Annotated in this window: 12 protein-coding genes and 2 riboswitches; of the genes, 6 read left to right on the top strand and 6 right to left on the bottom strand. The window is 40.8% G+C overall.

Features of this window, described 5'->3' with window-relative positions; translation table 11 throughout:
* Positions 1–129: 129 nt before the first annotated feature.
* The 5 genes from AWM68_RS04285 to AWM68_RS04265 all read right to left on the bottom strand — a co-directional run bounded on the left by AWM68_RS04285 (position 130) and on the right by AWM68_RS04265 (position 4870).
* Positions 130–666, bottom strand: coding sequence for a 1,2-dihydroxy-3-keto-5-methylthiopentene dioxygenase (locus tag AWM68_RS04285; RefSeq protein ID WP_066237316.1), 537 nt, complete (start codon positions 664–666; stop codon positions 130–132).
* The gene (locus AWM68_RS04280; protein ID WP_066237313.1) at positions 644–1309 is read right to left on the bottom strand and encodes a methylthioribulose 1-phosphate dehydratase; all 666 of its coding nucleotides are present in this window, start codon (positions 1307–1309) and stop codon (positions 644–646) included. The genes AWM68_RS04285 and AWM68_RS04280 overlap by 23 nt, the downstream gene beginning before the upstream one ends.
* A complete protein-coding gene (locus AWM68_RS04275) occupies positions 1306–1977 on the bottom strand; it encodes a 2-hydroxy-3-keto-5-methylthiopentenyl-1-phosphate phosphatase (RefSeq protein ID WP_066237311.1) in 672 nt (223 codons plus the stop codon). The genes AWM68_RS04280 and AWM68_RS04275 overlap by 4 nt, the downstream gene beginning before the upstream one ends.
* On the bottom strand, positions 1974–3215 hold the full coding sequence (locus AWM68_RS04270; RefSeq protein ID WP_066237308.1) for a 2,3-diketo-5-methylthiopentyl-1-phosphate enolase: 1242 nt from the start codon (positions 3213–3215) through the stop codon (positions 1974–1976). Before AWM68_RS04270 ends, AWM68_RS04275 begins: the two co-directional genes overlap by 4 nt.
* A 77-nt stretch (positions 3216–3292) precedes the next feature.
* A riboswitch (SAM riboswitch) is annotated at positions 3293–3414 on the bottom strand.
* A gap of 289 nt (positions 3415–3703) precedes the next feature.
* On the bottom strand, positions 3704–4870 hold the full coding sequence (locus AWM68_RS04265) for a pyridoxal phosphate-dependent aminotransferase (protein ID WP_066237305.1): 1167 nt from the start codon (positions 4868–4870) through the stop codon (positions 3704–3706).
* Between the two features lie 106 nt (positions 4871–4976).
* Between AWM68_RS04265 and AWM68_RS04260 the strand changes: the two genes are divergently transcribed.
* From AWM68_RS04260 to AWM68_RS04235, 6 genes are all read left to right on the top strand, one after another.
* Complete coding sequence (locus AWM68_RS04260) at positions 4977–5759, top strand: carbon-nitrogen family hydrolase (RefSeq protein WP_066237301.1); 783 nt, start codon at positions 4977–4979, stop codon at positions 5757–5759.
* Between the two features lie 104 nt (positions 5760–5863).
* Positions 5864–6031, top strand: a riboswitch (SAM riboswitch).
* 84 nt (positions 6032–6115) lie between these two features.
* Positions 6116–7333, top strand: a complete 1218-nt coding sequence (gene mtnK, locus AWM68_RS04255) for an S-methyl-5-thioribose kinase (RefSeq protein WP_066237298.1) — start codon at positions 6116–6118, stop codon at positions 7331–7333.
* A 3-nt stretch (positions 7334–7336) separates the two neighbouring features.
* Positions 7337–8389, top strand: a complete 1053-nt coding sequence (gene mtnA / locus AWM68_RS04250; protein WP_066237294.1) for an S-methyl-5-thioribose-1-phosphate isomerase — start codon at positions 7337–7339, stop codon at positions 8387–8389.
* Entirely contained in the window at positions 8389–9522 is a 1134-nt protein-coding gene (locus AWM68_RS04245) for a sugar ABC transporter substrate-binding protein (protein WP_066237292.1), read from the top strand. The genes mtnA and AWM68_RS04245 overlap by 1 nt, the downstream gene beginning before the upstream one ends.
* Positions 9519–11024, top strand: coding sequence for a sugar ABC transporter ATP-binding protein (locus tag AWM68_RS04240; RefSeq protein ID WP_066237289.1), 1506 nt, complete (start codon positions 9519–9521; stop codon positions 11022–11024). Before AWM68_RS04245 ends, AWM68_RS04240 begins: the two co-directional genes overlap by 4 nt.
* Positions 11005–12042 carry an ABC transporter permease gene (locus tag AWM68_RS04235; protein ID WP_082820556.1) on the top strand — a complete coding sequence of 346 codons (1038 nt, stop codon included), beginning with the start codon at positions 11005–11007 and terminating at the stop codon, positions 12040–12042. The genes AWM68_RS04240 and AWM68_RS04235 overlap by 20 nt, the downstream gene beginning before the upstream one ends.
* 232 nt (positions 12043–12274) lie before the next feature.
* Here the strand turns inward: AWM68_RS04235 and AWM68_RS04230 are convergent, their stop codons facing one another.
* Positions 12275–15211: a bifunctional diguanylate cyclase/phosphodiesterase gene (locus AWM68_RS04230; RefSeq protein WP_066237286.1), complete on the bottom strand. Its 2937-nt coding sequence runs from the start codon at positions 15209–15211 to the stop codon at positions 12275–12277.
* Positions 15212–15354: the final 143 nt, after the last annotated feature.

The raw sequence follows: 15354 nt of genomic DNA, 5'->3' as shown, positions 1-15354 counted from the left end.
CTTATTTTCCGCTCGTAAATCTTATTTTCCGCTCGTTCAGCGAGCATAAATGCCCGCTGAACGAGCTTCTGACATCTTCTGATTAAAAAAAGCACACCTTTCAAAAAGAATAGGTGTGCTTCCATATGATTATTTTGCTTCTTGAGGCTCTTTATCGTAGATCGGTACCCAGCCTTCTTTTGATTTGAAGATTCGAACGGCTACAACTTTTCGATCTGCTTGTAGTGTGAAGTAGTGGCGGAAGTTTTCTGGAACCGAAATCAAATCTCCTGGCTCAAGTTCTACATCAAAAAATCTTCCGTTTGGCCCTTCGATGGCAAATATACCGTGTCCAGAAACGATAAAGCGTACTTCGTCATCTGTGTGGTGGTGTTCTGCCAAGAAATTTTTTAACAGTTCATCTAAGTTAGGTGTTGCATCAGAGAGAGAAATCACATCTTCAGTCACATAACCTCTGCGCTTAGAAATATCGTCGATCTCACTGCGGAAAGTTTGAATCACTTCTGCTTTATCTTCGTCGCTTAACGCATAGTTCTCACGTAGATGTGCTGGAAGCTTTTCAATGTCCCACTTTTCGTAAATAACTTCTTGAGAGTTTAGGTAAGCTTCTACTTCGTTTTGATTTTCAATTCTTTCGTTGTTATCATGAAATCTTAGTTGTGCCATTTTTAATTCCTCCAATTGATTTATTTTTTGTAAGTAAAGACAAAGTTTGCAGCTTTATATGATACGAGAACAAAAACTCAAAAGCTTCTAAATGTTTTTTGGCTTCAAATGCATTTTTGCCCCATACGGTTATACCGTGATTCCGAATAAGGACTGCTTTTGTATCAGATTTTATTACCTCGCCAACCGCTTCAGAGAGTCTTGTTAAATCTGCATAGTTTTCCACGATGGGTACAGAAATACTGCCGTCTTCTTCCCAAATTCCGAAGGCTTTGATCAGCTCCTGGCCTTGGAAAGTAATCTCCCCTTCATCCCCATATAGTTCTGAGATTAAGTTGTTATCTACGGTATGAACATGTAAGCAGCAGCCAGCATCTGTTAGGCGATAGACTTCACAATGTATGCCTGTTTCTGCTGAAGCTTTCAGGTGAGTTTCTTCAACTGGCCTGCCATTCTCATCAACAAGAAGAAAGTCTTCAGAAGTACGTTTCGTTTTATCTTTTCCGCTTGCTGAAACATAAAATGCCAGCGGAGATTCACTGACCTTTATAGAAACATTACCGCTCGTGCCAGGAAACCAGTCTCGAGCAGCGAGTTCATCTTTTACATCAGCAAGCTCATTCCAGCGCTGTTGTTTGCTCAACTTCGTACACCTCTTTTCTCTAATGCATGGATAATGTCATGAAACGTTTCAAAAGGTGTGTATGGAATTTGATTTTCCTCACATTTTTCGATCAGGTAGTCTCTTGCAAAAACAGAGTCAGCCAGTTTGGATGCTTGCAGATCAGTAATTGAATCGCCGATCACGATTTTCTCTGCATCTTCGTACTGATGTTTTAATCGACGAATGACAGAAGGCTTGCAGCAGCCGCAATCGTTCGTACACAAATCATCACATGCGTTTGGCCACAGAATTTTTATCGTGTCACCTGAAAAGTCACTAGCATTACAGATGATGTTTTCACGCTTTATTTTGTTTTCCAGAACAGGAAAGACGAAAAAATCAATCCCCCCGCTTACAATATATAGCGGTATGTTTTCAGCTTTGGTAAAATCAACAAACTCTTGAAAGCCGTCTCTAATCTTGGAACGGGTTAACACGAACTCGATAATTTCTTGCTTTTTTTCTGAAGAAATTCTCGAGAACATCCTTCCTACTCCTTCACGAATGGAGATGGTTTCATTCAAAATATCCTTTACGATCGGTTGCCAGCCATCAGGCGAAAATTCCTCCATGATCGCGACGATATTATCTTTTTCTGTCACTGTGCCGTCAAAATCGCAAAAGATTACAGATCCATTTTTCGTCATTTAACTGGCACCCCTCCCCATAATTCAAGGGCTTTTTGAAGTTCATGGTGTTTCTCTGCGTATTGTTCAAAGTCTTCACCTTTCACAACCGCATCTACAGCTTGACGGAACGCTCGAGCACCACCAGCTGCTCCATCAGGGTGTCCATGAATTCCCCCACCTGCATTGATAACGCTATCGATACCAAAGTCATTATATAAAATAGGTGTTAAACCGGGGTGAATCCCTGCTGATGGAACCGGGAATGATTTTTTCAGTGAAATTGCGTCTGTCGTTAATGAATTTGCTATGCTTAATGTTTCATTGCGATCGAGCGCGACACTGCCATATGGAGATGGGAACAACACCAAGTCAGCTCCTGCATAACGCAGAAGTTTTCCTAGCAGAACTGAATACCCGATTCCGTAAAGGGAAGATGAGCCGATCGCTCCCGATAAGGCGGGGTGCGCCATGATCGGAAGCGGAATGTCTTTATCCTCTGCCAATTCTTGGAGCACGTCCGGACCATAGGAAAGGACGTTGAACAATAAAGCATTAGCACCTAATTCTGCAGCGCGTCTTGCTTTATCCCGAAGTTCACTCGTTCTGCCTGTCAGGTTAACGGCGTATAGCGTCTTTTCACCAGTACGTTGCTGTACGGAATTCAGCACATCTTTTGCTGCCTTAATTCGTTCTTCAAAAGGAGTAAGAGGATTTTCAAACAAGATCTCGTCGTCTTTAACAAGGTCCACTCCTCCTAATGCCTGTTCATAAAGCTGCTGCTCGAAGAATGAAAGGTCTTTACCAAGAACTCCTTTAAAAATACTCATTACAAGTGGTCGGTCATAAACTCCTAGACTTTCTCGTATGCCAGAGATACCATATTTCGGCCCAGGAAAACTTTGTTCTAATTGTCTATCAAACTCTAAATCAACGAGCTTGATCTCACCGTCTAATGAAAGTTTTCCAAAAACAGTTGTTAAGATAGCTGGGAGATCGTTAGAAAAATTTGCTGATGGGTACGAAATCTTTAACAAACCTTTTGTTCTTTTGCTGCCTAAAAACTGATCAGCAGCCGAATCTCCGGGAAGTTCGGTTACTTCTTCTACGATTCCTTTATGTTTTAAAAGCTGATCCTGCTCGAGCTGAGGAAGATCTGTCCAGGAACCAACGGTCAAACCGAGTGCAATTCCTTCTGCTTTTTTCTCTAGGTTTTCTTTTTTGTCATGTACCAGATACGTAGCTGTAATTTTACTCATGCTGATTTAACTCCTTTCAAACGCGCAAAAAGCCCCTTCACGAGGAAGGGGCGTCATAATAGTGACAGTTCCGCTTCCTCTTATCTCTCAGCCTGATTTAATCAGGCTGCAAGAATTAGCACCGTTTTCAGCTAATGTAAATAGCTGAATGGTTGCCGGGTTTCATCGGGCTAGTCCCTCCACCTGCTCTTAATAAGAGTGCAAATTGTTAGAATATAATTTTAATTGTGATTATGACAGGGTATGAAGAATCTGTCAACTAAAATCTTTAAAAACTCTAGTAGTAATCATTGATGCTAGTGAACGAGGTTGATTTCTGTTCCAGGTGCTCGCTTTCCGGGGGGCGTGCGGTGAGCCACCTCTGCGCTATGCACATAGGTGTCTCACCTGTCCCGCTAATCCCCCAGGAGTCTCGCTCCTTGCACGTCAATCAACTGTCAATGAAGAACTAAACTTAAGCTTAAAGTTAAGTTAATAAAATACTTCTCCTAAAACAATTTAGTGATCCTGTCTGCGGCTTCAATCAAACGTTCTTCTGACGTTAAAAGACCTGCGCGGACGTATCTGTCACCTTCACTTCCGAATCCGATCCCTGGTGCAACCACAACATGGGCTTTTTCCAGCAGATAATCTGCAAATGTTTCAGATGTGTAGCCTCCTGGAACCGGCAGCCAGCAGAAGAATGATCCTTTTGGCGCTTCCACGTTCCACCCGTTTTCATTCAAACGGCTAATGAATGCATCACGGCGTCTTTCATAGGTTTCGACTAAATCATCCACACATTGCTGTGAACCATTCAGTGCTGCGGCTGCAGCATGCTGAACCGCTCCAAACAAACTCACATAAAGATGGTCTTGAAGAAGATTGATCGATTCGATAACAGATTCGTTTCCAACCGCAAAACCTACGCGCCATCCTGCCATGTTGTATGTTTTTGAAAGCGTATAAATTTCAATTCCTACGTCTTTCGCTCCTTCAACTTGTAAAAAGCTTACTGGTTTATTTCCGTCAAATCCAATCGCACCATATGCAAAGTCATGGCAAACTAGAATATCATGCTTTTTAGCAAGATCGATCGTCTCTTCAAAAAATGATTCTGTTGCTACTCCAGCTGTTGGGTTATTCGGGTAATTTAAAAACATAAGTTTCGCGTCACCAAGCACCGATTCTGATAGTTCATCATATCGCGGCAAAAAAGCATTTTCTTCGCGAAGCGGCATTGTTTCCATTTTTGCTCCTGCCATCGCTACACCAGACCAATAGTCTGGATAACCCGGGTCTGGAACGAGCGCAATATCACCTGGATTTAAATAGCACTGTGATAACTCTACTAAACCAACTTTTCCTCCAAAAAGAACAGCTACTTCTCTTTCAGGATCTAACGTTACGTTATACTCTCTTTTATAAAAATCAGCAGCTGCTTGTTTTAAAAATGCGTGACCACGAAAAGGAGAATATTTGTGATATTCAGGTTTGTCAGCACCTTCTTTTAGAGCTTCAACAATATGCTGAGGCGTGGGCTGATCAGGGTTACCTTGTCCAAGATTTATAATGTCATAGCCTTGTTCTGCATAATAAGATACTTTTTTTACAAGCTTTGCGAAAAATTGCTCTGGCAGCTTCCCCATTACATCTGCCTGCTCAAAACGTTTCACAGCAATCACTTCCAGTCTAATTTGAATGTTCTTGAAATTCTAATCAGTTATGTTATACGCTTAAGGAAATTCTGTAAAGACTTTTTTACACGACGGAGGTCCAATTATGAAAATTGCCTGTATACAAGCAGATGTCCAGTATGGCAATCCTGATAAAAACTATGAAAACATTGAGAATAAAATTCGTGAGGCGGTAAACGAGTTTCACCCCGATACGATTATTCTGCCAGAACTTTGGGATACAGCATATGACTTAACACGATTAGATGAGATTAGCGATCACAATGGAGATCGTGCGAAAAACTGGTTAAGCAAGCTTTCAAAAGAGCTAAATATTAATATTGTCGGTGGATCTGTTGCGTTTCGCGATGGTAACTCTGTATTCAATACATCACTCACCTACAACCGAAATGGAGAGCATATCGGCACTTATTCAAAAGCTCATCTGATTACGCTAATGGAAGAAGAAAAATATATCTCACCTGGAAAAAACAGCAGTCTGTTTACAATTGAAGGCAATCTTTCATCTGCTGCCATCTGTTATGACATTCGTTTTCCTGAGTGGATTCGTGCACCGTTTGTTAAGGGCGCAAAGATTTTGTTCGTTCCGGCGCAGTGGCCAATCCAAAGACAGACACACTGGAGATCTCTTCTTATCGCACGTGCAATTGAGAATCAATGCTATGTTGTCGCTTGTAACCGTGTTGGCAAAGATCCGAACAACACGTTCGCTGGCCAATCTATGATTATCGATCCTTGGGGCGATATCATTGCCGAAGCCTCCACGCATAATGAGGAGATTCTGATGGCAGATATTTCTCCGAGTTTAGTAGATGAGGTTCGTTTGAAGGTACCCGTATTTAATGATCGACGAACAGACCTTTATTAATTTTTTAAAAAAATTGTTATTGACAGACTTTACTTCTACGTTGTAGTATAACGATTATGAATTGCGCGAATATTAACACGCATTAATTAATCGAATAATTTGGTCTCTTATCAAGAGCAGGTGGAGGGATATGGCCCGATGAAACCCAGCAACCGACCGTAATACCATTGTGAGATGGGGCGCCCGCAATATAAGGGGAGCCGCTGTAATGAATTTCAGCGTATGGCACGGTGCTAATTCCGGCAAAACAATATGTTTTGCTAAGATAAGAAGCGCGGGATAACTAACTTTCCGAGCCTCTTTTCTTATACGAAAAGAGGCTCTTTTTATTTACAAACATTCCGGGGGGAACAAAAATGAGCATACAAGTAAAACCTACATACGAACCGTTAAACGAACAAACAGTTCTTGATGTCGTAAAACCATTAGATTTCTTTGATGCAGTTGAACAAAAAAGCTTGTTGGTTAAGGAAATCGGTGATGGCAACCTAAATCTGGTTTTCCATATTGAAGACCCAAGTTCAAATAAAGCATTGATCGTAAAACAAGCACTTCCATATGCAAAAGTGGTTGGTGAAAGCTGGCCACTTACGCTTGACCGAGCAAGAATTGAAAGTGAAGCTCTCTTAAGAGAAGCTGAATCCGTTCCGCACCTTGTTCCTAAAGTTTATTATTCGGATTCAACATTAGCTGTTACGGTAATGGAAGATTTATCAGACCATGTGATTCTTCGCAAAGGACTCATTGAAGGGCAAACATACCCAAATTTGGCTGAGGATATTGGAACTTTTACCGCTAAAACCGCTTTTTATTCCAGCGATTTTTATCTGCATCCGTTTGAGAAAAAAGAACAAGTTGGACGCTTTTCCAACCCAGAACTTTGTAAGATTACAGAAGACTTAGTATTTACAGATCCTTTTTTTAACCATGATACAAACGATTTTCCTGCTGAACTCCAAAACGAAGTCGAAAAAATATGGAACGACAAAGAATTGCTTAGAGAAGTAGCTCAGCTGAGATATGCATTCTTAACAAAAGCTGAGATCCTGCTTCACGGTGATCTTCATTCAGGGAGTATCTTCGTAAAACATGATTCTACGAAGGTAATCGATCCTGAGTTTGCTTTCTATGGACCTGCTGGTTTTGACATCGCTCACTTTATAGCGAACCTTGCTCTAAACCACCTGTCACAGAATGCACATGCGAAAGAGCCGTTCAATCGTGAATCTTTACAAACTTATCTTTTACAAACGATTGAGAAGACGTGGAATACGTACAGTGAAACATTTACTCAGCTGTGGAACGAGAAAGCAACTGACCCTTTTGCTAAGACAGAAGGTGTTCTAGAGAACTTCTTACAAAAAACGTTCCAAGAAGCAATTGGTTATGCAGGCTGTGAGATCATTCGAAGAACAATTGGTCTTGCTCATGTTGCTGACCTTGACTCTATTCCGCAAAAAGAAGTAGAGCTGTTTTATAAGAAAAAAGCTTTAGAGCTTGGTAGTGCTCTTATTAAGAACCAAGAAAAGATTACAAACATCAAAGAATTAACTGACTGGATTAGAGGTGCTTAAGAAATGACTGTAGCTGAAAAATGGGTCCCTTCTGTTCGTTATAGAGGCGACCATCTGCTTATTTTGGATCAACAACAACTTCCCCATCACACCGTCTACTTAAATGTAACGACGATTGAACATGTATGGGATGCGATTTCTAAACTTAAAGTGCGCGGTGCACCTGCGATCGGAATTGCTGCTGCTTTCGGTCTGGCTCTTTGGAGCAATACAGAAAAAGAAAATGACCTTCAGCAATTTTTAACAAAACTGCAAACGCAAAGAGACTATCTTGCTTCTTCTCGTCCTACAGCTGTTAATTTATTTTGGGCGATCGATCGTATCGTCGAGGCCGCTCAAGAGGCAGCAACTGTTACAGAAGCGCAGAAAAGAATTGAAGCAGAGGCTCTTTCCATTCAAGAGGAAGATGAGAATACGTGCCGCAAAATCGGTGAGTATGCATTGTCCCTTCTGCAAAACGGAGATGCGGTAATGACAATCTGTAATGCTGGCGCTATCGCTACCAGTAAATACGGTACAGCTTTAGCTCCGTTTCATCTCGCAAAAGAAAAAGGCTGGGACCTATCTGTTTACGCGAACGAAACAAGGCCAGTACTTCAGGGTGCCCGACTGACAGCTTGGGAACTTCAAGCAAATGATATCGATGTGACGCTCATTACTGACAACATGGCGGCACATACATTGAAAACAAAAAACATTAAAGCGGTAATCGTAGGCTGTGATCGCGTAGCTGCAAATGGTGATACGGCAAATAAAATTGGCACGTTCGGCCTTGCTCTGCAAGCTAAAGCTCTAGGCATCCCCTTTTACGTTGCCTGCCCGCTTTCTACCTTAGATCTTGGAACAGCAAGCGGTGATGACATACCTATTGAGGAACGTCCTGAAGAAGAAGTTACCCACCTAAATGGTATCCGCATCGCACCTGAAGGGATTAAAGTATTCAACCCTGCTTTTGATGTTACGCCAGCGGAATACATCTCAGCCATCATTACGGAAAAAGGCATCATCAGCGGTAATTATACAGAAGCATTATCAACACTAAAGGAGCAAAAATAATGAAGCCATACAAAGTACTAGCAACCGCTTTCTTGACAGCATCTCTACTTTTAACAGGATGTACAAGTGAACAAGATGCACTTACAAACAAAACAGAAACAAAAACTGCGTCAGCAACAGAATCAAAATCTAACAAAGCTAAGTCAGCAGCAACGAGTGAAGTTCCACAACAGCTTCAAAAACCGTTAAAGATTGCTTCTATCAATCAATTTTCAATTGGAACATTTTCTTCTCAATACATTAGCGGTGTGAAGAAACAGGTTGAAGAATTTGGTGGAGAGGTCCAAATCTACAACGCTGACAATGATCTTTCAAAAATGGCTGCTTACGTTGAAACAGCTGTTAATCAGCAGGTTGATGGCATTTTAATCGATCATGGCCGTGCCGATGCAATCGCTCCAAGTGTTAAAAAAGCGATTAAAGCTGGTATTCCTGTTGTCGCGTTTGACAGCGACCTCAACATTCCAGGTGTTACCGTAATCGACCAGGATGACTATAGCCTCTCTTGGAATGCTCTAAGATCCTTGGCTCAAGATCTAAATGGTAAGGGTGAGATCGTCTACGTGTGGGTTGGCGGTTTTACACCGATGGAAAGAAGAAACGTGATGTATGAGGCGTTTAAGAAACGTTATCCTTCTATAAAAGAAATCGCACGTTTTGGTACAGCAACACAGAATACAGCTCTTGATACACAATCTCAAATGGAAGCACTACTTCAAAAATATCCAAACAAAGGAGATATTGATGCGGTCTTTGCTCCATGGGATGAATTTGCTAAAGGTGTAACTCGTGCGATTCAGCAGGCTGGACGAGATGAGATCAAAGTGTACGGTATTGATCTTAGTGATGAAGATCTTCAATTGATGCAAGAAGAAAATAGCCCGTGGGTGTCTACTGCAGCTACAGATCCTACTGATGTTGGAAAGCTGCAAGTACGCTTCCTCTATCAAAAAGTGGCAGGTGAAGAAACACCGCAAATCTATAGCGTACAGCCACATCTTGTTGAAAAAGAAGATCTGCCAAATTCTAAAGTTTCCATGGATGAGATCGGTAAATATGTGGAAGGCTGGGGTAAATCAGAAGCTGGCACTTCACCGTGGATGGATAGCTTAAAGAAGGCGAATCAAAAATGACCATACTCTCATTAACTTCTATACAAAAATCGTTTGGTGATCAAACTGTACTAAAAGGAGTGGACTTTACCGTAGCTAGCGGTGAGGTCCATGCTCTTTTAGGAGCAAATGGTGCAGGAAAAAGTACGTTAATGAAAATATTGTCCGGAGATTATGAACGAGATGGTGGCATCATCACGATCGATCATAAGGAAAAGCAATTTAAGACCCCTGCTGATGCAAAGGAAGCTGGCATTGAAATGGTTGTACAAGAAGTAGACACTGCACTTGTTCCTTCTTTAAGCATTGCAGAAAACGTTACAATGAATGCGTTTATCACAGGACCTCCATTTTTTTCATGGAAAAAACGCCATAAACGCGCTATGGAACTTTTAAGAAGAGTTGGTTTGGATCTTGACCCCTCCCTTCCCCTTTCTCATTGTTCATTAGCTGAGAAACAATTAGTTCTTATCGCAAAAGCTCTATCTCGTGAGATTTCGTTTATTATTCTCGATGAACCTACAGCGGCACTTAGTACGAAAGAAGCTCAGCACCTTTTCAGCGTCCTTCGCGAGCTTCAAAATCAAGGCGTGGGAATTATCTATATTTCCCACCGCTTGCCTGAAGTAATGGAGCTTTCTACTCAAGTTACGGTTTTAAAAGATGGCTATGTTACGCTTCAAAAAGAAACGTCTGAGTGTACAACTGAAGAAATCGTACGGGCCATGTTAGGAAATGAACTTGTTGAGCTTTTAAACGATGATGAAGACCGTGTTCTCGGGAATACACTGTTAGATGTTAAGAACTTTAAGGTACCCGCTACAAATGAACGTGTTTCCTTAACGGTTCGAGAAGGAGAGGTCGTTGGTATAGCTGGCCTTGTTGGTGCAGGAAAAACAGAAACAGCAAGAGCTCTATTCGGCGCAGACCCATCAGGCGACTCGCTATCTATTAAAGGCAAGAAGATAAGAATAACGAGTCCTCAAAAAGCCATCTCTTCAGGAATTGGATTTGTTCCAGAAGAACGCCGCAAAGAGGGCATACTTGTTGATTTTAATGTAGTGGAAAACTTAACACTGCCGGTATTAAAACAGTTTACGAAATATGGTTTTATTCAAAAAAAACAAGAAAAAACGGAAGCTGAAAAATGGATCAAACAACTTGGCATTAAGGCACAAAAATCTTCACTATTGCTTAATCATTTAAGCGGTGGGAATCAGCAGAAAGCTGCAATTGGAAAATGGCTTCTAAATGATGGTGATGTTTTCATTTTTGATGAGCCAACAAAAGGAATCGATGTAGGAGCAAAACAAGATGTATTTCAATGCATCAAAGATTTAGCGCAAAACAATAAAGGTATCCTTTATTTCACAAGTGAGATTCAGGAGCTGCTTGCTTTTTGTGATCGGATCCTCATCATGTACGATGGAAAAATCGCGGGGGAACTGAGCAAGAAAGAAGCTACAACGGAAAAAATTATGCACTATGCAACAGGAGGTCATTATGGCACAGTACGTTCCTAAAGAACATGCAGAGAATGATATAAACAGAACAAAATACACATTTCAAGAAAAGGTCTTTCCCTTTCTCTACCGATACGGAACACTTCTTGTTATTTTATTAACCATTATTGGCTTTAGCCTTGCAAATGACAAGTTCTTAAGCTATCAAAACTTTACAGATATTCTGCGTTCCGTTTCGATCATTACCTTGCTGGCGATCGGGGTAACCATATCTCTCATTGTTGGAGGTTTTGATCTTTCTGTAGGTTCAACCGCTAGCTTAGCAACCGTTACAAGTGCGGCTGCACTCGTACTTTATCGTCAAGAAACGATTATCGCCATTCTCATCCCAATTGCAATCGGACTTTTAGTAGGTCTATTAAACTCATTTTTTGTTGTTAAGGTAAGACTCCCTGATCTTCTTGCAACACTTGCCGTGATGTATATTATCAACGGATTGCATTTGACGTTCACAAAAGGCTTTTCTATCTATAACAACATGCCCCTAACAGAGGGTGGAACAGCACCTGGCGTCTTTCTACCTTCGTTTCTTTTTATTGGGCAGGGCGAAATCTTATCCGTTCCTGTTCCTGTTATTATCATGTTGATCGCCGTTGTTGTTGTTCATATCATTCTTCAGCAGAGCCGTTTTGGCAGATTGCTATACATTACGGGTGGAAATGAAGAAGCTGCTCGGTTGTCAGGTGTTCCGGTTCAGCGCTATAAAATGTATGCCTATCTATTATCTGCATTCTTTGCCACTCTAGCTGGAATCCTACTGGCAGCTCGAATCGGTACGGGTCAAGTGTCTGCAGGAGCTCCTCTATTAATGGATGGTGTTGCTGCTGCCTTTATCGGTTTCTCGGTATTCGGAGCAGGTAAACCAAACGTGATTGGTACTTTTATTGGGGCTGTTCTTATTGGAATTCTATTAAATGGTCTAACCATGCTGAACGTGCCTTACTATGCACAAGATATCGTTAAAGGTTCCATCCTGATCGGTGCTTTAGCGTTTATGTATTACGAGAAGAAAAAATAATAGCTCTTTGAAGAGGTTGATCTCCATTTCAGGTGCTCGCTTTCCGGGGGGCGTGCGGTGAGCCACCTCGGCGCTTTGCTCTTAGGTGTCTCACCTGTCCCGCTGATCCCCCAGGAGTCTCGCACCTTCCACTCCAATCAACTTGTCAATGATGCAGTTGGAAGTATACTCCAAAAGCAACATTAAGAAAAGTATTGAAAGAAAAGTGACTAAAATAAAAACAGCACACCCCTTATAAGGATGTGCTGTTTTTTGATGTCATATATTTTTCTAAGAATTCCCCTGCTTCACATGCTGGCATTGGCTTTGAAATAATATAGCCTTGTGCGGTATGACAGCCGTACTCGCGCAGCAGTTTCATCTGCTCGTACGTTTCAACGCCTTCTGCTACCGTTGAAAGCGAGAGGCCTTCACACATCATAATAATCGCCTTAATGATGGCAGCGTCACTTGTGTTGAAGTAATCATCGCTTAAATGTCTGATAAAACTTTGATCAATTTTTAAGGAATCAACTGGAAAATCTTTAAGATAGCTAAGAGAGCTATAGCCCGTTCCAAAATCATCGATAGATAAACGAACACCTAATTCTCTTAATTCTTCCATAATGCTAATGCTGTATTGTACATTCTGAATCATGGTACTCTCTGTTAGCTCTAAATGAAGGTATTCTGCAGAAATTCCTGCCGTTTCAAGGGCTTCTTTTACTTCATAAACAAAGGATAATCTTTGAAACTGTCTGCCTGAAACGTTTACAGAGATGGATAGATGAGGCGCACCACCATCATGCCATCGTTTTAACTGTTTACACGATTCCATTAGCACAAAACGGCCGATTTCATCAATAAGTCCTATTTCTTCTGCTAACGGTATAAATTGCATAGGAGATATGAGACCGAGTTCAGGATGATTCCACCTTACTAGTGCTTCAAATCCTATAACCTTATCTGTCTTCAAGCAATATTGAGGCTGAAAATAAGGTTCAAGTTCACCTTTTTGCACCGCTTTTCTTAAATACCCTTCCAGCTTAAGCCGTTCAAGAGTAAAGGCATTCATTTCATCTGTAAAAAACTCACGTTTCCCGCGCCCTTTTTCTTTCGCTTTATGAAGTGCGGTATCTGCATTCTTTATAAGCACATCAGCACTTGTACTATCATTCGGATAGATGCTGATCCCGATTGATGTACTCACTGTATACTCTTGGCCATCTAAATAAATCGGCACTTTAAGTGCGTCCACAATTCGGTTTGCCGTATCAATAATATCACTTGGTTTATGAACTGATGTTAAAATCAGCGTAAATAAATCACCTGCAAAGCGGCTTAAAAGATCTTGGCTGTTGATGACTTGTCTTAGCTGGTTGCTGACATGTCTTAACACGACGTCACCGATATGATGCCCCATGCTTTCATTAATGATTTTAAAGTGATCAATATCAATAAACATTACCGCAAGTTTGTCTCTTGATTGATCGCTCTCTGAAACAAGCTCACGAAGTCTTTTTTCAAACAAACCACGGTTTGGTAGTCCGGTAAGAGAATCATGAAAGGCTAACTGTTCAATTTCTTCCTCTGCTTTCTTCTGCCATGTAATGTTTTTTCCTATTCCAAACACGCCTACTACCTTCTGATTCACTACGATCGGAATGTTTGTAATGCTGCTTAAAATTTGACTGCCGTCTTTTTTCTTGATACTCGTTACGAATGTTTGTGGCTTATCATGCACAGCGAGCCTGAAATGTTCAACAACACGTTTATGATCTTCCTCACACACGAAGTCAAGTGCGTGAGATTGAAGCATCTCTTCTTGTGAGAATCCTAATGATTGAACAAGAGCATGATTGACACTTGTAATGTAACCGTCCATATCCATGGAATAGATCATATCTGGATTATGATCAAACAAAGATTTGTAGCGCTGTTCCGATTCTAGCAGATTATCGTTTAGCTCTTCCATCTCTTTTGTGCTCGATTGGATCAGGTGGGAAAGTGCGAGTAAGTCATCGATTTCTTTTGATTGTTCAGGAATAGTCGAATCGAACTTTTTTTGAAGTGTCGCATCATTCGACTCACTTACAACGAGTATCGTTAAAGCATGAGAGAGCATCTGTAAAGTGGTGCCATCATGAAAGTATTCTCCATATGTAAAGAACCCAACAGTTGGGACAAACTGATCAATGACTAGAAATTCTTCTTCTAATGTACTTTTTAAATATCTCCTTCGCGCCATACATGAATAAAGGAATATTGCTTCAGCAGGCTTGTCTTGAATCTCTTTCGTTACAAGATCAATACTTCTTAAAGAAAGTGCTGCATCTCTATATCCGATTTGAATCTTGGTACCTACATTTACTTTCTGATGAAATAGAATAGGTTCTCCAGGGTTCGATGTTTTAATAGATAACGGTTGATAAGTTTTACCTTTTTTAACGATTAAGGGGTATTCAATTGCAGATGCTGGAAGTTTATCTGCAATTTCCTTACCCATGTAATGTTTATAAAGGTTATAAACTGATTTATCTTCAATCATTAATTCACCATCAAGAGACACATCTGTTACGGTGAATACTTTTCCTGCTGGTTTCCATTCTGTGTAAGAATGGGTATGAAGGTATAGTTCTTCACTATCAATAGCAGCAGCGACCACGCCATTGTCATAAACACCCTTCTCTGTAAAAAGAACAGCATTTTCATATTGTCCGTTGTCACCACCGTTTCCACCTGCGAGATATACATTTGGTGCTGTCTCATGAAATGCTTTCAGAAATGATGAGCTTTCCATGTGCATTCCATCACCGAATGCAAATACAAGCTTAGTCGAATTCTGAATGACTTCGTTAGCTAATCTTACACCTAAATCTCTGCTATTGTTATTTTCCTCAAGTGGAAAATAGAATGTTCTCGGTACAGAATTATTAAATGTAGAAACAGAAATAACCGTTTCACCTGTCGTGACACGGCCACTTAATATCTCACCATCTGTTGTAACACCGATTATCTTAGCTTGAGGTAAATGAAACAAAAGCTGTATACGCAGTTCGTCGATCCACTGCTTATCAACTTTGCCAGTGAAAACTTGAATGAATATATTCTCATATTTTTTAAGTTTATTTTTAACAATCCACTTTTGTAGGTCGATCTCACTTTTAAATAAATAATTATAGGTTTGCATGCTTACACCTCATCTGCCAAGAAAACGCAATTTAAGAAAAGTTATACTTGTCCTCTTTAATATCGGTGTAAACTCCGCTTTGTTAACAAAAAGCCATACTGGTTATTTTATCCAGTTACCCATTTACCAAAAAGAAAAGCACC

Origin of the sequence: Fictibacillus phosphorivorans, from assembly GCF_001619875.1 — a bacterium.
Taxonomy (GTDB): domain Bacteria; phylum Bacillota; class Bacilli; order Bacillales; family Fictibacillaceae; genus Fictibacillus; species Fictibacillus phosphorivorans_B.
The sequence above is the reverse complement of the archived record's forward strand: the minus strand, read 5'-3'. Positions and strand labels throughout refer to the sequence as shown.